This window comes from Streptomyces botrytidirepellens (assembly GCF_003721215.1).
Taxonomy (GTDB): Bacteria; Actinomycetota; Actinomycetes; order Streptomycetales; family Streptomycetaceae; genus Streptomyces; species Streptomyces himastatinicus.
Window position 1 is genome coordinate 1 of sequence record NZ_RIBZ01000839.1, and the last position, 19,929, is coordinate 19,929.

The window sequence follows — 19,929 nt, forward strand, 5'->3', positions numbered from 1 at the left end:
TCACCTCCCCGGCCCGCGTCACCCGCGCGGGCCCGCCGCCCCGGCGAGCGCGCCCACCGGGGGCGCGCTGCCCTCGATCGACGACCACGGCGCCTTGTCGGCCACCAGTTGGCGCAGCTTGAGCACTTCACGCGGGCTGTTCCAGCCCAGCACCCCCACCACCCGCCCCCGGTGGCCGTAGGCGACCACGAAGTGGCGGTTGTCCAGCTCGCCGTGGAGCACGGCGAGTTCGGCGTCGGCCGGAAAGATGCCGTACGCCTGGATGTGGGCGTCGTACTGGTCGGTCCAGAAGTACGGTACGGGGGCGAACGGAACGTCGTCGCCGAGCAGGTTACGGGCGACCGCCTGGGCCTGCTCGGTCGCGTTCAGCCGGTGCTCCAGCCGCATGCGGGCGCCGAAGTGCTCGTTGTACCAGGAGGCGACGTCACCGGCGGCGTAGACGCCCGGTACCGCCCGGCAAGCGGCGTCGCACTCCACGCCGTTGCTCAGGCACAGCCCGGACCCGGTCAGCCAGTCGACCGACGGTTCCGCGCCGATGGCGACCACGACGAGATCGGCGTTGAGTACCGCGCCGTCGGTCAGTTCGAGCCCGGTGACATGGCCGCCGGCCGAGAGGAACCGGGTGACCCCGGTGCCGCAGCGCATGGACACGCCGTTGTCCCGGTGCAGCTGCCCGACGAGCCCCGCGATCCGGTCGCCGAACTGGCGGCGCATCGGCACCGGACGCGGATCGATCATGGTGACGTCCAGCCCCATCCGGCGGGCCGCCGCGGCGGCCTCGGCGCCCAGGAACCCCGCGCCGACCACCGCGACCGTGGGTCTGCGCTGGAGGTCGTCGCGCAGGGCGAGCGCGTCGTCGAGGGTGCGCAGCAGATGCACCCCGGCCAGGTGGTGGGCGTCGGGCAGGCTGCGCGGGGTGACCCCGGTGGCGATGACCAGGGTGTCGTACGGGACGGTGTCGCCGCCGTCCAGCAGGACCCGCTCGGCGAGGGTGTCGAGCCCGGTGGCGGACCTGCCGAAGAGCAGCTCCGCGTCGAGCGCGTCCAGTTCCTCGTCGGTGCGCAGCTTGATCCGGTCGTGTTCCCAGGTGCCCGCCAGGATCTGCTTGGACAGCGGCGGTCGGTTGTAGGGGGTGTGCGGCTCGTCACCGATCAGGGTGAGCCGCCCGCCGTAGCCCAGCGAGCGCAGGGTGGCGGCGGTGGTGAGCCCCGCCACCGAGGCGCCCACGATGACCACGTTCCCCGGGCTGCTCACGACTCGGCCAGGGCGATCGCCAGACCCGGGCAGACGGCGGCGGCCCGGCGCACCTCGCCGTGCAGTCCGCTCGCCGGGAGGTCGTCGAGGAGGACGGCCACACCGTCGTCGTCGCGCTGGTCGAACACCTCCGGGGCGGCGAGCACGCATTGGCCCGAGGCCACGCATCTGTCCTGATCTAACGTCACGTGCACGGAGTTCTCCACGCTTGGGGTGTCGGGTCGGGCGATGCGGGGCTACCGGAGCAGGGGGGAACGCGCTCACCAGGTGAGCCGGTTGGTAAACGATCGTTCTGCAAGCGGCGACACGGAGGCTAGTTGGCCTTGTGTGCACAGCACAACACGCTGAGTTCAAAGATGGCCAATGAGGGACACATATGAGCCTGGCATGTGCACGAACGGATCGGTGTCGCACATAAACCCGGTCAAAATTCAAAAGCAGCAGGTCAACGACGAGCATCCGCACCATGATCGCGGCCTCCGCCGCCCGACGCGCGGGCACATGCCCCGGCATCGTCGATTGTCAACCACCCCCGGCTCACATGGCGGAAACGCGCAGGTTACGAAAGCTCCGCTTCGCTCACGTACCGTCGAAGAGGTCCATGCGATGCCACGCGGACCGCACCCACCCCGCATCACTCGGAACACGGAGGATCTTTGCGAGCGCTTCCCGCCCTGCCCGACTGGCTGACGCACCCCCTGCGCGGGGTGCGGGCCCTGCGCGGCCCCGTGCCGTGGCCCGCGGTGCTGCGCGGAGCGCTCGGTGTGGGCCCGGTGGTGGCGGCGGGAGTGGCCACCGGCAACACGCCCGCCGGGGTGACCGCGGGCCTCGGCGCGATGTTCGCGCACATCAACGACCGCCCCGCCACCCGCCGCACCCGCACCGTGCGCATCGGGCTCCCGGCCCTCGCGGGCGCCTTCGGCCTCTTCATGGGAGCCTGGCTCGGCGCGCTCGGGCTCGGCCCGTGGATCGCCCTCGCGCTGGCCACCATCGGGCTCGTCTCCGGCGCCCTCAGCGCCGTCGGGCCGGTGTGCTCGGCGGCCGGAGTGCAACTGATGGTGCTCGGCGTCGTCGGGGCCGGAATGCCACTGCCCGAACCCCCGCCGATGCGGGCGGCGATGCTGCTCGTCGGCGCCACCTGGGTCATCGTGATGGCCTCCCTGCTGCCCATGGTCCACCGGTTCCGCCCGGCGGCCGCCCCCGGGCCCGACGAACGCGGCGCGGTGGCCGCCGTCTACGACGCGCTCGGCGAGCTGATGACGGTCGTCGGCACCGAGGGCGCCCAGGCCGCGCGGCGCCGGCTGACCTCCGCGTACGACACCGCGTACGAAGCCCTCTACGCCCACCGCATCCCCTGGCAGCGCCCCGACGAGGAGGAACGGCGGCTGCGCGACCGGCTCGCGGTGGCCGGAGGGCTGAGCGAAGCGGTGCTGACCCTGCTGTGGGAGAACGAACCCCTGCCCGCCCGGGTCGCCCGCACCCCCGCCCAACTCGCCCGCTCGGTACGCACCGGACTCCCCCCGGGGCGCCTCCCCGCCCCCGAACCCAGCACTGCGGGCAGCATCGCCGTGCACCGGGCGGTCGTGCTCGCCGCCCGCGTCTTCGACGGCGAACCCGCGCCCCCGGTCGGCGCCGTCGGCCCCGGCCCCCGGCAGCGGCTGCGCCGGATGCTCGGCCCGGCCGGACGGGAGTACGCGGCCCGGGTCGCCCTGTGCGTCGGCGTGTCCACCGTGCTGGCGCGCTTGCTGCCCAGCGACCACTGGTACTGGCTCCCGGCCACCGCCACCTTCCTGGTCAAGCCCGACATGGGCCCGCTGGTCTCGCGCGCCCTCTCCCGCGCCTTCGGCACGGCGCTGGGCGTGGCCGTCTTCGGCGTGCTCGCCACCCTGCTCGGCCCGATGACCGGAGTGCTCGGACTGTGGCCGGTCGCGGTGGCGGCGGTGTGCGCGGCGCTCATCCCCGTCTCCGTACGCCACTTCGCGCTCCAGACGGCGGTGCTCACCCCGCTGCTGCTGTCCCTCGTCTACCTCGGCGGCGACACCGACCCCGGCTACACCCGGCTCACGGACACCCTGCTCGCCTGCGTGGTCGTGCTCGCCGCGGGCGCCCTGCCCGGGCTCGGCGGCCCGCGCGCCCAGGTGTCCGTCCGCCTCTCCCTCGCCGTCCGCGCCACCCGCGACCACCTGGACCGGGTACTGACCGCCGAAGCGCCCTACGCCGAGCGGCTGCGACTGCGCCGCGAGGCCTACCGCGCGCTGGCCGACGCGCGCCGCGCGGTGGAGGTGGCGAGCGCCGAACACCCGCCGTTCGGACGGGACTTGGCGGCCTGGGCGCCGGTGGTCTCCGCGCTGGAGGAGATCGTGGACGCCGCCACCGCGTGCGGCGTCCGGCTCGACCAGGGCGCGCCGTACCCCGACGCCGAACTCACCGCCCGGCTGCGCGCGGGGCTGTCCGACCTCGCCGACGCCGTCGCCACCCGCCGTCCCCCGACGGACCTGGTCCTGCCCGCGGGGGCGGCGGTGACGGACTGCGCGACCCTCGCGGACGTCACCGCCGGGCTGCGCAGGGCCCGCCGACTCGCCTCGAACTGAGCCTCCGTGGCCCTGTGACACCGCTGTTACGGGAGGGGTGGCTTCCACCACAGCCGGTCGGGTCCGGACCTGGTGGGGTTGCCGGATGAGTACCTCCCCACTCCATGGACGGCAGGTGGCGCAGGCGTGATCCTGGGTCTCGGTATCTCCGCAACCTGTGCCCTCGGGGCGCTGATCGCACTGCTCGGGGTCATCGCGATGGCGTTTCCGGGCCGCCCCGAGCCCTGGCCGGAGCATCTGATGCGGCGTGCCGCGGGGCTGGCCGCCTTCGCGGCGGCATCCATCTACTCCCTCGGGCTCTTCGGTGTTCTTGCGTCCGAGCACGAGACCGACAACGGCGCGAACTCAAGTCCCGCTCCGGCATGCCGTGACGGCTTCGCGGCGGACACGGTCCGGCACCTCTCCCACCACCGGTCCTCCTATCTGCCGCTGCGTTTCGACTGCGTCCGCGACGACGGCACCACCTACCCCAGCGAGCCCGCCTACGTGTGGATGAACTGGACGACCCTCTTCCTCCTGCTGTCCTGTGCGGTGCTGATCGTCGGCGCGGGCTATGCGTCCGAGTTCCGTGCCCGGAAGGGCGCCGGGCCTCGGCGCGCCGACTGTACCTACTAGTATGTACAGTCACCTGCCGGGCCCGACCGAAGGAGAACCGCCGCCATGCCATTCGTCCGCATCGACGCGCTGAGGGCCGACCGCGAGCGGCTCGACGTGCTCGGCCGCGCCGTGCACGACGCCCTGACCGAGACGATCGGCTTCCCGCCCGACGACCGGTTCCAGGTCCTGACCAGCCACGACGGCACCAGCAGCACCCTGGCCTACGACAACTACCTCGGCGTGCCCCGCGACGACGGCATCGTGTACATCGCGATCACCATGCGCTCCGGGCGCACCCCCGACCAGAAGCGGGCGCTGTACCGGCGGATCGCCGAACTCGCCCAGGAGTACGCGGGGACCGAGCCGCGCAACGTGTTCATCACCCTGACCGAGAACACGTCCATCGACTGGTCCTTCGGCTACGGAGTCGCCCAGTACGCGGCCTCGGACTGAGGGTCACGCCAAGGCGGCCCGGGCGGCCTTCGGGACGTTCCAGAAGTGGTGCATGGCGTACGAACGCCACGGCCGCCAGCCCTCGGAGTCCTCCAGGAACGCCCCGGCCCGGCTCGCCCCCGCCCGCACTGCGACATCCCCCTCCAGCAGGACATCCGGGTCGCCCAGCGCCCGCATCCGGATGTAACCCGCCGTCCACGGGCCGATGCCGCGCAGCGCCAGCAGCTCCTTCTCGGTCCGGTCGCGGTCGGCGCCGGTGTCCAGGCGTACCGCCCCGGTGGCGAGCGCGGCGGCCAGGGTGCGCAGGGTCGCGCGCCTGCTCTCCGGCATCCCGAGGGCCGTGAGCGGGCTGTCGGCGAGCGCGTCGGCGTCCGGGAAGAGATGGGTGAGCCCGCCGCTGGGTTCCGCGAGGGGCGTTCCGTACGCGGCGACCAGGGCGTTGCCCAGCCGCTGCCCCGCGGCGACCGACACCTGCTGGCCGAGCACGGCGCGGACGGCCAGCTCATGCGCGTCGGCGGCGCCCGGCGAGCGCAGCCCGGGCCGCGCCGCCACCAGGGGCGCCAGCGTGGCGTCGGCACCCAGCCGTTCGGCGACCGCGTACGGATCGGCGTCCAGGTCGAACAGGCGGCGGATCCGCTGGGTTGCGGTGGTCAGATCGCGCAGCTCGGTCAGGTGCAGCCGGCACTCCAACCACCCGTCACCGGGGCGCTCGTCGACCTCCACCACCCCGCTGCCGTGCGGCAGCCGCAGGCTGCGGCGATAGGTGCGCTCGCCCGGGTCGCCCACGACCTCCTCCACGCCGGTGAGGGCGCGGCGGGCGAGATAGCCGAACACCTCAGCGGTGGCGTACGGACCGCGGTAGGCGAGCCGCAGCGGCACCCCGGCCGAGGCGGACGCCTGCGCCCGGCGCCCCACCGGCCCGAACCGGGAGGCCTTGCCCGGGCGGGCGGCACGCAGCTCGGTCGGGGTGGCGGCGTAGATCTCCCGGATGGTGTCGTTGAACTGCCGCACACTGGCGAACCCCGCCGCGAACGCGATCTCGGCGGCCTGAAGGTCGGTCGTCTGGAGCAGTATCCGCGCGGTGTGGGCCCGCTGGGCGCGGGCCAGCGCGACGGGCCCGGCGCCCAGCTCCGCGCCCAGCTGCCGCTGCACCTGCCGGGCGCTGTACCCCAGCCGCGCAGCCAGCCCGGCCACCCCCTCGCGGTCGACCACCCCGTCCCCGATCATCCGCATCGCCCGCCCGACGGCGTCCGCCCGCGCGTTCCACTCGGCGGAGCCGGGCACCGCGTCGGGACGGCAGCGCCGACAGGCCCGGAAACCCCCGCCCTGCGCCGCGGCCGCGGTCGGGAAGAAGCGCACGTTCTTGCGGTGCGGCGTGGTCGCCGGGCAGCTCGGGCGGCAGTAGATCCCGGTGGTGGCGACGGCGAAGAAGAATTCCCCGTCGAAGCGCGCATCACGGCTGCACACCGCCTCGTACATGCTGTCTTCGCTCATCACACCCCTACTGTGCGCCATCCCGGGGCAGTGCGCTGGCGGAAAACGGACATGACGCTCAGCTCCTCCGTAGGCGGCCGGAAGCGGGCACGAGTGTCGAGATGGCGCACACCTGTGCCGCACACTGGTGAGTCATGGAGCTCCAGATCACCGCGACCTCGCCCGAGCATCCGGCGTCCCTCCTCGATCTGCCGTGGCACACGCCGTTGGAGGAGTGGCCGGACGAGCATCTGGTCGCCCTGCCGCGCGGCATCTCCCGTCACGTCGTGCGGTTCGCGCAGGCGGGCGGCGAGGTGGTCGCCGTCAAGGAGGTCGGGGAGTGGGCGGCGGTGCGCGAGTACGGGCTGCTGCGCGACCTGGACCGGCTCGCCGTTCCGGCCGTGGACGCGCTCGCGATCGTCACGGGGCGGACCGACGGGGACGGTGAACCGCTGGAGCCGGTGCTGGTCACCCGCCATCTGGAGGGGTCGCTGCCGTACCGGTCGATGTTCGAGACGACCATGCGGCCCAGCACCATCAAGCGGCTGCTCGACGCGCTCGCCGTGCTGCTGGTGCGGTTGCACCTCGTCGGTTTCGCCTGGGGTGACTGCTCGCTGTCGAACACCCTCTTCCGGCGCGACGCGGGCGCGTACGCCGCGTATCTGGTGGACGCCGAGACCGGGCAGATCCAGCCGAAGCTCACCAGCGGGCAGCGGGAGTACGACGTGGAGGTGGCCCGGGTGAACATCGCCGGGGAGCTGATGGACCTGGAGGCCAGCGGCTCCCTGCACCCCTCGGTCGACCCGGTGCTGTTCGGCCAGGCCATCGAGGAGCGGTACACCGCGCTGTGGCACGAGCTGACCCGGCAGTCCGTCTATCCGGTGGCCAAGCGCCGCTACATCGACCGTCGGGTGCGGCGCCTGAACGACCTGGGCTTCGACGTGGCCGAGATGCAGATCGAGCGCTCACCGGACGGGGACACGGTCACCTTCCTGCCGAAGGTGGTCGACGCGGGCCACCACCAGCGCCAGCTGCTGCGGCTGACCGGTCTCGACGCGGAGGAGAACCAGGCCCGCAGCCTGCTCAACGACCTGGAGGCGTGGATGGCCACCCAGGACGACTACGCCCCCGGCGATCCTCTCGGCGCCCGCCCGGAGGTGCTGGCCCACCGCTGGGTGCGCGATAAGTTCCGGCCGACGGTGCGGGCCGTACCCCTGGAGCTGCGCGGCTCGGCCGACACCGCGCAGATCTACTACGAGGTGCTGGAACACCGCTGGCTGCTGGCCGAACGGTGCCAGGGCGACGTGGGCCTGCAAGCCGCCGCCGAGGACTACACCCGCAACGTCCTGGGCGGCGGCCGCCCGCCGGGGTGACCGGCGGACGGACGGGACGAACCGTGTGGCGCGGTGCGGTTCAGGGCCGCAGCGCGGACAGCGTCTGCGAGATCGACGCGATGACCCGTGGTGCCTCGTTGTTCAGGTAGAAGTGGCCACCGGTGTACGTGTGCAGCTCGAAGCCGCCGCTGGTGTGCTCGCCCCACTTGCGGGCCTCGTCGACCGTCGCCTTGGGGTCGCTGTCGCCCACGTGGACGTGGATGGGGGTGGCGAGCTTGGGGCCCGGCGTGTAGCGATAGGTCTCCGCGGCCTTGTAGTCGCTGCGGATCGCGGGCAGCACCATCCGCAGCAGCTCCTCGTCCCCGAGGACCTGGGAATCGGTGCCGCTGAGCGCCTGCATCTCGGCGATGAGGCCGTCGTCGTCGCGCAGATGGACCGACTCGTCGCGCTGCGTGGACGGCGCGCGCCGCCCGGAGGCGAACAGCGCCACCGGCACCACGCCCTTCTGCTCCAGGCGCAGCGCCACCTCGAAGCCCAGCGTCGCGCCCATGCTGTGCCCGAAGAGCGCGAGCGGCTTGTCCGTGTACGGCAGCAGCTCGGGCACCAGAGCGTCGGCCAGCTCGCCGATGGTGCTGATGCACTCCTCGGTACGGCGGTCCTGGCGGCCCGGGTACTGGATGGCGAGTACGTCCACCGCCGGCGCGAGTGCCTTCGACACGGGGAAGTAGTAGGAGGCCGATCCGCCGGCGTGCGGCAGGCAGACGAGTCGCGTCGTCGCGTCCGGCGCGGGATGGAACTGCCTGATCCACAGACTGGTGCCGGTGGGGTTTGCGGTCACCTGACGTCCTTTCGTGCCCTGGTTCTCGAGCCTGGTTCTTGCCGCTGGTTCGACAGCGCGCGCTCGCGCGCACGCACACGGATACAAGCCTGCCGGGTCCGCCCGAACAGCTACAACCCCTATTTTTCGGACGCGTTGGTGAGGTGCTGCCCCTACAGCGGCACCCTTACGGCGGGCCTGTGGCCGGCCGCGCGCACCGTCAGGGCCGCCAGCGCCTCCGGCGCGCCCGCCTGCCCCCGGGCTCCCGGGAACGCGTTGATGTCCACGATCACCGGGCCGCCCGGCCCGCGCAGCACGTCCACCCCGTACACCTCCAGCGCGAACACCGAACCGACCCGACGGACCAGATCCAGCCAGCCGGGCGGCAGATCGTCCAGGGGCAGCGGCAGCGTCAGGCGGCCGCTTTTGCCGACGGACAGCTCGGAGGTGCGCAGCGCGGCGAACACCGTGTCCGCGACGACCCACAGCTTGTGGTCCCAGCCGTCGTTGGGGGTGAAGTCCTGGACCACCACGGGCTCGTCGGGCCATGCGGCGGCAAGCTCCGCCAGGCGTACGGGGTCGTCCACCCGGGCCACCAGGTCGTGGCGGCGGCTGTGGCGGCTCTTGACGACCACGGGGTGGCCGAGCCGCGCCGGGTCGAGCCGTCCGAGCGCGGACACCGTGCGGGTTTCCGCGAACGGCAGGCCCGCCCGCCGCGCAAGCGCCGCCATCGCCGTCCGGTCCTGGCAGAGTTCCGTGGCCGCGGCGGAGTTCACCACCGCCGCGCCGCGTGCCTCCAGGGACCGGGCCAGCGCCAGCGCCCGCGGCGTACGCGCCTTCAGCAGGTAGACGTCGGCCGGCTCGCCGGGAACGTCCGCGGCCTCCGGATCGACCGCGACCACCTCGTGACGCGGCCTCAGCAGAGCCGCCGTGTCGGCGAGGAGCTGATGGTCCGGGTCGGCGGCGATGAGACCGACCCTCATCCGGCGCCTCCCACCGTCGCGGGCATCTGCACCGGCACCCGCACGGGAACGGGCACCGCGGCGGTGTCGTTTCCGGGGCCGGTGGCGCCCCGCCGGGCCAGTTCCAGCACCGCGCGCCCCACTCGGGCCGCCGCGTCCGGAACCTCCTTGAAGCTGGGGAAGTCGTTCACGTCGACGACCACCGGGCCGTCCGGCCCGAGCAGGATGTCCACCCCGTACAGGTCGAGTCCGTACACGGCGCCGACCTCGGCGGCGATCGCGGCCACTTCGGAGGACAGCGTGACCCGGCGCCCCCGTACGCCCCGGTCCGGGCCGAGCGGTGAGCCGCGCTCGGTCGCGTACAACTCGCCGCCGACGCAGTACACCTTGAGGTCGATGCCCGAGTTCGGCACATAGGGCTGGGCGATCAGCATGCCCTCGCGGGCCAGTTCGGGGCCGAGCGCCGCCAGCCGGTCGGGCGACTCCACCAGCCGCACCGCCCGCCCCGAGCTGCCGTCCGCGGGCTTGACCACCAGCGGGAACTCCGACTCCGGCAGCTCCGCCAGCGCTTCGGGGCAGGCCGCCGCGTAGGTCGTCGGCACCGGCAGGCCACGGCTGCGGCCGATCGCCGCCGCCAGCGCCTTGTCCCGTACCCCCCGGATGGACCGCGCGTCGTTGACGGTGGTGAGCCCGACCGCGGCCGCGGCCTCCAGCAGCGTCAGACCGGGCCCGCCGGACACGGTCTTGAGCACCCAGGCGTCATGACTTCCGGCCCGTATCGCGTCGGATATCCGCAGCAGCGAGCGGCCGGGCCGCAGGACGTCCACCTGATGGCCCCAGGCGGTGAGCTGACGGATCACCTCTTGCGGCATTCCGTCATGGCGATAGCGCTCCTCCACCAGAAAGCAGAGTCTCATCGGCCTTCTTCCTCATAACCGGACACATCACCCGGGCTGCCGCCGAGCGGGTCCGGCAAGCCGTGGACCCTCAGGATGTCATCACGTGTTCTCCCGCCATTTCCTGCCCCACCCGGTTGGGCCGGCGACGCCGCCGGGAGGCATGTGCGCGGAGGACGGCGAGGGCCACGACGAGCGTCCACAGCTGCGGCCCGAAGGCCGCGACCCGTTCCAGACTCCCCAGCCCGAGACCGGGGTCGTGCCGGGTGAAGAACATGCCCGCCGCGGCCACCGCGAGGGCGCCGATGCCGAAGGCCGCGGCGCGCAGCCTCCCGAACAGGGAACCGCGAGGCGTGCATCCGGCGAGGAGGAGCCCGATGTTGCCCACGCCCATGATGAGGAGCGCACCCAGTACGTGCAGGTCCTCATGGACGTCGGCGGGTGCCAGTCCCACGAGGATCCACGCGCCGGAGCTGACGGCGAACAGGATGCGGGCGCTCCACGACACGCGTCCCCGCCCCCAGTGGACAGCGGTCAGCAGGGTCCCGGCGAGCAGCAGCACGCCCTGCGCGGCGAAGGACGCGTTCATGAGGCCGTGCAGGGGTGAACACACGTACCGGGGGCGTGAGTCGTCCCACATGCCGCAGTGCACATTGCCGAGGTCGCTGATGTTGTTGCCGCGCCAGCCGTAGGGCGTACGCCAGTGGGATGCGACGATCAGCTGGACGGCCAGGAACTGCACGGCGTTGACGATCCATGCGGCGGCACCGATCACGGCCGCCTTCTGCCTGCGGGTACCCGGACGGGATACGGACTGCGAATTCACGATCACCTTCTCGTGCTGAGGGAATCGGCAGGGGCAGGCGCAACGCTCGCAGGCGAGATCGGTCCGCACACCACGGTGAGGAGTGAATTGCGGCTCCCTCTTCCTCGGGGCCCGGGCCGGCGCTTTCGGGGGAGACGGCGGGGTCTGTTTATTCCGCTAAATTTCCTTTATTGTCCTGAGCATGATGCTGACCAGGCGGGAGCGGGAAGTTCTCGCGCTGCTGCGCCGGGACCCGCTGGCCGGCGCCCAGGCGATCGCCGACGCCCTCGGCACCACCCGGGCGGCGGTCAATGTCCATCTGTCCAACCTGGGCAAGAAGGGCGCCATCCTGGGGCGCGGCTACATCCTCCGCCAGGAGCACGCGGTGGTGGTCGTCGGCGGCGCCAACGTCGACGTCAAGGTGCGCAGCCTGGCGCCGCTCGCGTACCGCACCAGCAATCCGGGCCAGGCCCACACCAGCCCCGGCGGGGTGGCCCGCAACGTGGCGGAGAACCTGGCCCGGCTGGGCACCCCGACGCATCTCATCGCCGCCGTCGGCCAGGACCCGGCGGGGGAGCGGCTGCTGAGCGAGACCCAGGCCACCGGGGTGCGGATCGACCACGTCCACCGCGGTGCGCACCCCACCGGCACCTATACGGCGGTGCTGGACGCCGACGGCGAACTCGCCGTGGCCGTCGCCGACATGGCCGCCACGGACGGGCTCGGCCCCGAGCACCTCCAGCCCGCGCGCGAACTCATCGGCAACGCGAGCATGCTGGTGCTCGACGGCAACCTCTCCTCGTCGGCGCTGGCCTACGCGCTGGACATCGCGAGCGCCGCCGGCGTGCAGACGGTGATCGACCCGGTGAGCGTGCCCAAGGCGACACTGCTCGCCCCGCTGCTCGCCGCCGGGCGCCCGGTCTTCGCCGTCACCCCGAACGTGGCCGAGCTGGGCGCGCTCACCGGCCGCGACACCTTCCGAGACACCGGCGACGACCGCCAGGTCACCGACGCCGTGGCCGTGCTGCACGAGCGCGGCGTCCAGTACGCATGGGTGCGGCTCGGCGAGCGCGGCTCCCTGCTGAGCGGCGCCGAGGAGGGCGTCACCTTCCTGGACGCGCCACCGGCCGAGGTCCAGGACGTGACCGGCGCCGGTGACGCGATGCTCGGCGCGTTCGTCCACGCCCTGCTCACCGGCGAGGACCCCGTGGCCGCCGCCCGCTACGGCCACGCCGCCGCCGCGCTGACGGTGGCGACCACCGCCACCGTACGGCCCGATCTGACCCCGCGCCTCGTCGAGGACGCGCTCACCCCGCGCCTCGTCGAGGACGCGCTCACCCCGCGCCTCGTCGAGGACGCAGCGACCGCCCCACCGCGGAGGACGACATGACCACCCCCCATCCCCGGCTGACCCTCAACCAGGAGGTCCGGGAGGCCCTGCGCGACGGACGGCCCGTGGTCGCGCTGGAGTCCACGATCATCAGCCACGGCATGCCGTATCCGCAGAACGTCGAGATGGCCACCGAGGTCGAGGCCATCATCCGCGCCGCGGGCGCCGTCCCGGCCACCATCGCCGTCCTCCACGGCACCCCGCGCATCGGACTGGACCGCGCCGATCTGGAACTGCTCGCCACCGACCCCGACGTCGGCAAGGTCAGCGTGCGCGACCTGGCCCATGTCATGGCGCGCGGCGGCCACGGCGCGACCACCGTGGCGAGCACGATGCGGCTCGCCGCGCTCGCCGGGATCCGCGTCTTCGTCACCGGCGGCATCGGCGGGGTGCACCGCGGGGCGCAGCAGTCCTTCGACATCAGCGCGGACCTCACCGAGCTGTCCACCACCGCGGTCGCGGTCATCAGCGCCGGGGTGAAGAGCATCCTCGACATCGGTCTCACCCTGGAGACCCTGGAAACGCTGGGCGTGCCGGTGCTCACCTACGGCACCGACGACTTCCCCGCGTTCTACTCCCGGGTGAGCGGCTTCGCCTCGCCGCTGCGGGCCGACTCCCCGGAGGAGATCGCCGCCGTGATGCGCGCCCAGTGGGACCTGGGCCTCCCGGCCGGGCTGAGCATCGCCAACCCGGTCCCGGAGGCGGACGAGATCCCCGCCGAGCGGATCGACGGCATCATCGAGCAGGCCCTCGCCGAAATGGCGGAGGCGGGCATCGGCGGCAAGGACGCGACGCCCTATCTGCTGGGCCGCATCGTGGAGCTGACGAAGGGTGAGAGCCTGCGTACCAATATCGCGCTCGTCAAGAACAACGCCCGGCTCGGTGCGCGCATCGCCGTCAACTACGCGGCGACAGAGGCGGGCTGACCGCTTCGGCCTTGAAGAACGTGTAGTGGAAGGTGCCGTCCGCGGCCGCGGTCCGGTGCAGGTCGGCGATGCCCCGGTCCCAGTCGGCGGCCGTGGACACGCCCGCGGCCAGCGCGTCCTCCCGGACGGAGGCCACCATGGCGATGATGGTGTTGCGGGTGAAACTCTCGACCAGGCCCGGCCGGGTCCCGTCGGCGTAGACGGTCCGCGGCCGGACCGTGACGTCGTGGAATCCGGCATGGGTCAGCAGCGGCTGCAACTCCCGCCCGATCAGGCCGTTTCCGCCCGCCTCGGACTGGAGCCGGTTCAGTCCGCCGATCGCCGCCTGGGCGTAGGCGCTGTGCGGGTGGAAGAACGCCGAGCCGTGGTCCCCCTCGATGACCGTGACGGTGCCGCCCGGCCGCAGCACCCGCCGCAGCGCGGTCAGCGCCTTCCGCGGGTCCGGCAGGTGTTCCAGCACGAAGCACACGAAGAGATGGTCGAAGGCGGCATCGGGGAACGGCAGATCGAACAGATCGGCCCGATGCCACGCGACGTCGGCCCCGGGCACCTGGGCCGCCACCCGTGCGCGGGCCTGCGCGAGCGACGCCTCGGAGACGTCGACCGCCACCAGCCGAGCCCCCGGGCTGTTCGCGGCCAGGTGCACCGTCTGGGCGCCGACTCCGCACCCCACCTCCAGCACCCGGCTCCCCGGCGGATACGCCGTGCCGGTGTGCAGCAACTCCGCCAGGACATCGGCCTGATCGCCCAGCCGCCGGGCCTCCCGATCCGAGTAGCCGTGGACATAGCCCTGAACAAGGCCGTGGACATCACTCCGGACATCCCTCTCAACATCGCCGGTCGCCGTCATCCCGCGCCCCTCACCCATGGTTCCCGCCATCACGTCGCACGCGTCGATCCTGGCGTCACAATGGCCCGATGGACAGGTCCAATGAAGGCGCCAACGACAGGTCCAAAGCTCCCGGCGCCGACTTCCTCCAGCTGGACCTCGGCGACGCGCCGCCCGGTGGGCTCGCCGACTGGCTGGCCCGGCGGCTCCGGCGCGCGATAGCGGACGGACGGCTGCCGGTCGGGAGCAGGCTTCCGGCCACCCGGGTGCTCGCCGCCGAGCTGCACGTGTCCCGGGGCGTGGTGACCGAGGCGTACCGGCGGCTCTCCGAGGACGGGCACGTCGCAGGACGCGGGCGCGGCGGCACCGTCGTGGTCGCCGCTCCCGTGACGGCACGGGCCCCCGTACGGAAGCCCGCCCCCGCCACGGCGCCGGGCGGCCTGTTCGCCACCGAGCCCGGCGCGGACGTGTTCGACGTGCTGCGCGCGGCCCCGGCCCGGATCGATCTGTCCCCCGGTGTCCCCGACCTCACCGCGTTCCCGCGCGCCGCGTGGCTGCGCGCCGAACGCACCGTCCTCGCCGCCCTCACCGCGTCCGACTTCGGCTACGGAGACCCGCGCGGCACCCCGGCGCTACGGCTCGCCATCGCGCACTGGCTGGCCCGCAACCGCGGGATCAGGGCCGAGCCCGACGAGATCGTGGTCGTCGCGGGCACCACCCAGGCCCTCGCGCTGCTCGGACGGGTGCTCGGCGACGACGGCATCCGCGAGATCGCCGTGGAGGACCCCGGATCGCTCGGGGTCCTGCAGCATCTGCGCCACACAGGGCTGGACACCCCGCCGGTCCCGGTCGACGCGGACGGGATCCGGGTCGACGCGCTGCGCGCCCAGGGCGCGCCCGCCGTCCTGGTCACCCCGGCCCACCAGTTCCCCACCGGCGTGGTGCTCGGCGGCCACCGACGCCGTGAGCTGACGCGCTGGGCCGACGCGGGCGGGTTCATCGTCGAGGACGACTACGACGCCGAGCACCGGTACGACCGGCCCCCGGTCCCGGCCCTGCGCTCGATGCTGCCGGAACGGGTCGCGTACATCGGAAGCGTGTCCAAGCTGCTGGCCCCCGCCCTGCGCATCGGCTGGATGATTCCGCCGCCCCCGTACCGCGACGCCATCGTCGAGGCCAAGCGCTACGCCGACCTCGGCAATGCCGCACTGCCCCAACTGGTGCTCGCGCACCTGATGGAGTCGGGGGCGATGGAACGTCAGCTGCGGCTGCTGCGCACCCGCCACCGCCGCCGCCGGGACGCGATGATCGACGCGGTGCGCACCCGGCTGCCGGGCGCGACGGTGCACGGCGCCGCGGCGGGACTGCACCTGATGGTCACCTTCGACGCCGGACTGACCGGCTCCGGACTGATCGGCTCCGGACTGACAAGCTCAGGGCCGAGCGACGCCGACCTCGCCGCCACGGCGCTCGCGCGCGGGGTGAAGACACAGCCCCTGTCCTGGCACGGTCAGCTCCCGCACCCGCCCGGCCTGGTCCTGGGCTACGCCGCCCGCACGGCCACCGAGATCACCGAAGGCCTGGCGATCCTCGGCGACGCACTGCGCACCCTGTCCTGAGGCAGACCGCCGGACGACGACGTTCCGGGTGCGGGGCGCGGCGGCACGCCGATACGCTGCGGGCGGGCCGGACGGCGCAGGGGGCGCCGCACGCCCGGGGGGTGTGCCATGGGCGCGACGAACCACCGGCCCGCACTGGCGCCCGCGCCTTTCGCCGTCGTCCCGGTCCTCGCCGTCGCCGCCACCGTCGCCGCGGTGCTGACCGCGCTCTCCGGGCGCTACGGCTACCACCGCGACGAGTTGTACTTCCTGGCCGCCGGAGACCACCCGGCCTGGGGGTACGTGGACCAGCCCCCGCTGACCCCGCTGCTCGCCAGGGCGGCCACCGCCTTCTTCGGCGACAGCCCGGCCGGGCTGCGCGTGCCCGCCACGCTCGGCTGCGCCGCCGTCGTCGTCCTGGTCGCCGCCCTGGCCCGGGAGCTGGACGGGGGCCGCGCGGCCCAACTGCTGGCCGCATGCTGCGCGGCCGCCTCGGGCATCGTCCTGGGCACCGGGCACATGGTCTCCACGACCACCTTCGACCTGCTCTTCTGGGTGCTGATCTGTCTGCTGGTGCTACGGGCGCTGCGCACCGGGGACGGCCGGTGGTGGCTCGCGGTCGGAGCCGTCGCCGGGATCGGCCTGCTGAACAAGTACGTGGTGCTGCTGCTGATCGCCGCCCTGTCGGCAGCCGTGCTCGCGACCGGGCCGCGGCGGACGCTGCGCGGCGGCTGGCTGGTGGCGGGCTCGGCCGTCGCGACGGCCGTCGTCCTGCCGAACGTGTGGTGGCAGGCCGAACACGGCTGGCCGCAGCTGACGGTGGCCGAGGGGATCAGCTCCGACGACGGTGCCGAGAACCGGCTGATGTTCGTCCCGCAGCAGATCGTCTATCTCTCCCCGCTGTTCGTCCCCGTCTGGATCGCGGGCTGGCGGCGGCTGTGGCGCGACCCCGCGCTGCGGCCGGCCCGCGCCATGGCCCTCGCGTACCCGCTGCTGTGCGTGTTGGTGCTGCTGGCCGGCGGCAAACCGTATTACGCGCTCCCGCTGCTCCTCGTCCTGCTGGCGGCGGGCTGCGAGCCGGTGGCCCGGTGGATGACCCGGACCGCCCGGGTAGCGGTGGTGGCGGTGGCCGTCGCCGTCTCGGCCGCCATGAGCGCCGTGGTGTCCCTTCCCCTGCTGCCGCCCGGCGCGCTGTCCGTGGTGAACGCGGTCAACCGGGAGCAGGGCGAACAGATCGGCTGGCCCGCCCTGGTGGACGCGGTCGAGACCGGCTGGGCCCGCATCCCCGCCGAGCGGCGCGACCGGGCCGTGATCTTCACCGAGAACTACGGCCAGGCGGGCGCCCTCACCCGCTACGGCCCGGGCCGCGGGCTGCCCCGCCCGTACTCCGGCCATATGGGCTACGCCGACTGGGGTCCGCCTCCGGGCTCCGCCGACGGCCCGGTGCTGCTGGTCCACCAGGACGGGGACGACGGCCTCACCCGCCACTTCACCGGCTGCCGCCGGGTGGCCCGGGTCGACAACCACCACGGCGTGGACAACGAGGAACAGCACGCGGCGGTCGTGCTGTGCACGGGCACCACTCGCCCCTGGCCCGAACTCTGGCCCAGGCTGCGCCACTTCTACTGATGCGTACTGATGCGTACTGACGGGCGAGGGCGCCCCTCAGGTCACAACGAGCGGACCTCGGCGAGGGCGACCCGGCCGCCGATCTCGATGGAGCCGTCCGGCTGGGGGCTGGTGAGGATCTGGGAGCCCTCGCCCTGGGTGATGTTCAGGGCGCGGCCCAGCTCACCGGAGAGCACCAGGGCGGCGGCGCCGGTGGCCTCGTCCTCCACGATCCCGTCGCCGCGGCGCGGGAAGGCGCGGGCGCGCACCCGCCCCGCCGGTTCGTCCTGCCAGGCCCACGCGTACAACCAGCCCTCTCCCTCGGGAGGCGAGGGGAGGGCGTCGACCTCGGCGGGGGAGGCGTACCGCTGGGTGCGCCGCCCGGACGCCCATGCGGGGTGGCCGCCGATCCAGGTGAACTCGCCGTCCTGGCGGGCCGGGACCTCGCCGGCGGGCGGCAGCAGCTCGGGGAGGTCCAGCAGCCAGGCGACGCCCACCAGCGGATGGCCCGCGAAGGGCAGCCGGACGCTCGGGGTGTAGATGTCGACGACGCCGCGTTCCGGGTCGTCGACGAAGACGGTCTCGCTGAAGCCCAGCCGGGCGGCCAGCTCCTGCCGCGCCCGCTCACCGGTCACGGCGCTGCCGTCGCGCACCACGCCCAGCTCGTTGCCGCCGTGGCCGCGGGGCCCGCAGAAGACCCTGAGGATGTCGAGATCCGTCATGGCCCGGGGTCAGACGGTCAGTTCGTTGTCGATGCGCTTCAGCCCGTGCCGGGCGAGCGCCAGGTTGGCCCGCGACCGGTCCAGGGCCAGGTAGAGGAAGAGCGAGCCATGGCTGCCGGAGATCAGCCGGATGAGGTGGTACTGCGTGCCCAGCGTGATCAGGATGTCCTCGATGCCGTCCGTGATGCCGAGCGTGGCGAGCGTACGGACCTTGGCCCGGACGACCTCGGTGTTGCCAGCCGCGGCGATTTCGAGGTCGAGTTCCTGGCCCCCGCCGATCGTCCCGAGCGACATGCCGCTTTCGTAGTCCACGAGCGCGGCCCCAAGGGCCCCGTCGATGGCCATCGTTTCCTTGAGGGCGCTCTCGATGTTCATGTGCTTCCTTCGCGTGGCGGATAGCCGGGCCCATGGTCCCGTCGGTACCAAAGCTGTCGCCAGACGATAGCTCGGGAACCATAACGAGTAGCCGAGTGGTCCAAGTTGCGCAAGATGATGCTTAAACTAACGTGCCTGATCGTACGCAGCGAAAGGTCACAGGTGAACGCAGCCGAAGCGGCGCTCTCCGGAGCGCTCGCGTCTCCGGGAGTGGTGGGCGTCCGTCTGGTGGACGCGGTCACCGGCCTCCCCTACGCCGCGGTGGGGGATGCCTCCGCGGTCGGCCAGGGCGAGGAACTCGCCGAGACGGTCAGCCTGATCGCCGACCGGCTGAACCAGGCCGGTGCGGTGGGGGAGTTGGAGAGCGTGGTCGTCACCAGTACGCGCTCCCACCACATCACCCAGGTGGTGCCGCGGGGCCAGGACCCCCTGCTGCTGTGCGCCTCGGCCGACCGCGACCGCACCAATCTCGCCCTCGCCATGCGGCACATGGCCGATCAGGCGAAGGCCGTGCTGACATGAGCGCTGACACGAGCGACGGCACCCGGCACCAGCGCCACCGCACGTCGCCGCGCAACGTCCCCGGCCTCCTGCTCTCGCTCCAGCAGGATCGTTTCAGCGGAGCCGTGACCATCGCCGGGTCGATCGGCGGGACGATCCATCTGCACCGTGGGGCGATCCGCGCGATCGAGACCCCCGGCGCGCCCACCGCGGAGGCGCTGCTGCTGAAGTCCCGGCGGATCGGCGAACCGGAGTGGGACGCCGCCTGCACCGCGGCCGGGCCCGACGGACCGCTCGATGCGACGCTCGTCGAACGGGGCCACATCAGCGCCGCCGAACTCGAAATCCTCTGCGTGGGCGCCCTTTACGACGCGGCCTTCGTCATGGCGCTCAGCACCCCCGACAGCTGGCAGGTCGACCGGGAGGCCCCGAGCCCCCGGCTCAGCCACCGGGAGGGCACCGACCCCCGGCGGCTCACCGAGGAGACCAGCCGCCGGGTGCGGCTGCTGGCCAAGTCCCTCGGTTCGGTACGGGAGTTCGGCCAGGAGCGGATCCGGCCGTCCGCCCGGGCCACCGCCGGGATCGGGCGGCTCTCCGCCCGCTACCGCGACATCCTCCTCAGCGCCGACGGACGCCGTTCGCCCCGGGACATCGCCTTCGCGCTCGGCCGCGGCGTCTATCCGGTGATGCTCGACATCTCCCGTATGAAGGCGCTTCAGCTCATCCAGCCGGAGCCCCCGCAGCCTCCGGCCACCGCGCCCCGCGTCGCGCCCCGCGACCCGGCGGCGGAGCCGCCGC

General features: G+C 73.1%; 20 protein-coding genes. 10 read left to right on the forward strand and 10 right to left on the reverse strand.

Going from position 1 to position 19,929, the window contains the following annotated elements:
• Positions 1 to 18: 18 nt before the first annotated feature.
• Both EEJ42_RS43725 and EEJ42_RS43730 read right to left on the reverse strand, forming a co-directional pair.
• Entirely contained in the window at positions 19 to 1,254 is a 1,236-nt protein-coding gene (locus EEJ42_RS43725) for an NAD(P)/FAD-dependent oxidoreductase (protein WP_221179492.1), read from the reverse strand.
• Positions 1,251 to 1,448: a ferredoxin gene (locus EEJ42_RS43730; protein ID WP_039940054.1), complete on the reverse strand. Its 198-nt coding sequence runs from the start codon at positions 1,446 to 1,448 to the stop codon at positions 1,251 to 1,253. The genes EEJ42_RS43725 and EEJ42_RS43730 overlap by 4 nt, the downstream gene beginning before the upstream one ends.
• A 462-nt stretch (positions 1,449 to 1,910) precedes the next feature.
• On the opposite strand from EEJ42_RS43730, the gene EEJ42_RS54045 reads away from it, so the two are divergent.
• From EEJ42_RS54045 to EEJ42_RS43745, 3 genes are all read left to right on the forward strand, one after another.
• Complete coding sequence (locus EEJ42_RS54045; RefSeq protein ID WP_123107695.1) at positions 1,911 to 3,845, forward strand: FUSC family protein; 1,935 nt, start codon at positions 1,911 to 1,913, stop codon at positions 3,843 to 3,845.
• Between the two features lie 126 nt (positions 3,846 to 3,971).
• Complete coding sequence (locus EEJ42_RS43740) at positions 3,972 to 4,460, forward strand: hypothetical protein (protein WP_246097774.1); 489 nt, start codon at positions 3,972 to 3,974, stop codon at positions 4,458 to 4,460.
• Between the two features lie 45 nt (positions 4,461 to 4,505).
• Positions 4,506 to 4,895 carry a tautomerase family protein gene (locus EEJ42_RS43745; RefSeq protein ID WP_123107697.1) on the forward strand — a complete coding sequence of 130 codons (390 nt, stop codon included), beginning with the start codon at positions 4,506 to 4,508 and terminating at the stop codon, positions 4,893 to 4,895.
• A 3-nt stretch (positions 4,896 to 4,898) separates the two neighbouring features.
• Here EEJ42_RS43745 and EEJ42_RS43750 read toward each other — a convergent pair whose 3' ends face one another.
• A complete protein-coding gene (locus EEJ42_RS43750) occupies positions 4,899 to 6,389 on the reverse strand; it encodes an AlkA N-terminal domain-containing protein (RefSeq protein WP_123107698.1) in 1,491 nt (496 codons plus the stop codon).
• A gap of 134 nt (positions 6,390 to 6,523) precedes the next feature.
• On the opposite strand from EEJ42_RS43750, the gene EEJ42_RS43755 reads away from it, so the two are divergent.
• Entirely contained in the window at positions 6,524 to 7,741 is a 1,218-nt protein-coding gene (locus EEJ42_RS43755; RefSeq protein ID WP_123107699.1) for a DUF4032 domain-containing protein, read from the forward strand.
• Positions 7,742 to 7,781: 40 nt separating this feature from the next.
• On the opposite strand, the gene EEJ42_RS43760 is transcribed toward EEJ42_RS43755, so the two are convergent.
• The 4 genes from EEJ42_RS43760 to EEJ42_RS43775 form a co-directional block, all read right to left on the reverse strand.
• A complete protein-coding gene (locus EEJ42_RS43760) occupies positions 7,782 to 8,540 on the reverse strand; it encodes a thioesterase II family protein (protein WP_123107700.1) in 759 nt (252 codons plus the stop codon).
• 152 nt (positions 8,541 to 8,692) lie between these two features.
• Positions 8,693 to 9,502 (reverse strand): ATP-grasp domain-containing protein, encoded by an 810-nt coding sequence (locus EEJ42_RS43765; RefSeq protein WP_123107701.1) that lies wholly within the window; start codon positions 9,500 to 9,502, stop codon positions 8,693 to 8,695.
• Positions 9,499 to 10,398 (reverse strand): ATP-grasp domain-containing protein, encoded by a 900-nt coding sequence (locus EEJ42_RS43770; RefSeq protein WP_123107702.1) that lies wholly within the window; start codon positions 10,396 to 10,398, stop codon positions 9,499 to 9,501. The genes EEJ42_RS43765 and EEJ42_RS43770 overlap by 4 nt, the downstream gene beginning before the upstream one ends.
• A gap of 70 nt (positions 10,399 to 10,468) precedes the next feature.
• The gene (locus tag EEJ42_RS43775) at positions 10,469 to 11,203 is read right to left on the reverse strand and encodes a DUF998 domain-containing protein (protein WP_184503554.1); all 735 of its coding nucleotides are present in this window, start codon (positions 11,201 to 11,203) and stop codon (positions 10,469 to 10,471) included.
• Positions 11,204 to 11,384: 181 nt separating this feature from the next.
• Between EEJ42_RS43775 and EEJ42_RS43780 the strand changes: the two genes are divergently transcribed.
• Both EEJ42_RS43780 and EEJ42_RS43785 read left to right on the forward strand, forming a co-directional pair.
• A complete protein-coding gene (locus tag EEJ42_RS43780) occupies positions 11,385 to 12,572 on the forward strand; it encodes a PfkB family carbohydrate kinase (RefSeq protein WP_123107704.1) in 1,188 nt (395 codons plus the stop codon).
• Complete coding sequence (locus EEJ42_RS43785; protein WP_123107705.1) at positions 12,569 to 13,498, forward strand: pseudouridine-5'-phosphate glycosidase; 930 nt, start codon at positions 12,569 to 12,571, stop codon at positions 13,496 to 13,498. The genes EEJ42_RS43780 and EEJ42_RS43785 overlap by 4 nt, the downstream gene beginning before the upstream one ends.
• On the opposite strand, the gene EEJ42_RS43790 is transcribed toward EEJ42_RS43785, so the two are convergent.
• Complete coding sequence (locus tag EEJ42_RS43790; RefSeq protein WP_123107706.1) at positions 13,470 to 14,348, reverse strand: methyltransferase domain-containing protein; 879 nt, start codon at positions 14,346 to 14,348, stop codon at positions 13,470 to 13,472. The two genes, EEJ42_RS43785 and EEJ42_RS43790, sit on opposite strands and share 29 nt — an antisense overlap.
• Before the next feature lie 68 nt (positions 14,349 to 14,416).
• Here EEJ42_RS43790 and pdxR point away from each other — a divergent pair, with 68 nt between their 5' ends.
• Together pdxR and EEJ42_RS43800 are read left to right on the forward strand one after the other, a co-directional pair.
• Positions 14,417 to 15,946, forward strand: coding sequence for a MocR-like pyridoxine biosynthesis transcription factor PdxR (pdxR, locus tag EEJ42_RS43795; RefSeq protein ID WP_123107707.1), 1,530 nt, complete (start codon positions 14,417 to 14,419; stop codon positions 15,944 to 15,946).
• 108 nt (positions 15,947 to 16,054) lie between these two features.
• On the forward strand, positions 16,055 to 17,554 hold the full coding sequence (locus EEJ42_RS43800; protein ID WP_123107708.1) for a glycosyltransferase family 39 protein: 1,500 nt from the start codon (positions 16,055 to 16,057) through the stop codon (positions 17,552 to 17,554).
• A 41-nt stretch (positions 17,555 to 17,595) separates the two neighbouring features.
• Here EEJ42_RS43800 and EEJ42_RS43805 read toward each other — a convergent pair whose 3' ends face one another.
• Positions 17,596 to 18,255 (reverse strand): PhzF family phenazine biosynthesis protein, encoded by a 660-nt coding sequence (locus tag EEJ42_RS43805; protein ID WP_123107709.1) that lies wholly within the window; start codon positions 18,253 to 18,255, stop codon positions 17,596 to 17,598.
• A 9-nt stretch (positions 18,256 to 18,264) separates the two neighbouring features.
• Positions 18,265 to 18,630, reverse strand: a complete 366-nt coding sequence (locus EEJ42_RS43810) for a hypothetical protein (RefSeq protein ID WP_123107710.1) — start codon at positions 18,628 to 18,630, stop codon at positions 18,265 to 18,267.
• A gap of 162 nt (positions 18,631 to 18,792) precedes the next feature.
• On the opposite strand from EEJ42_RS43810, the gene EEJ42_RS43815 reads away from it, so the two are divergent.
• Together EEJ42_RS43815 and EEJ42_RS43820 are read left to right on the forward strand one after the other, a co-directional pair.
• The gene (locus EEJ42_RS43815) at positions 18,793 to 19,152 is read left to right on the forward strand and encodes a hypothetical protein (RefSeq protein ID WP_123107711.1); all 360 of its coding nucleotides are present in this window, start codon (positions 18,793 to 18,795) and stop codon (positions 19,150 to 19,152) included.
• Positions 19,149 to 19,929, forward strand: a 781-nt coding sequence (locus EEJ42_RS43820; RefSeq protein WP_123107712.1) for a hypothetical protein, incomplete at its 3' end; no start/stop codon positions are given. The genes EEJ42_RS43815 and EEJ42_RS43820, both read left to right, overlap by 4 nt.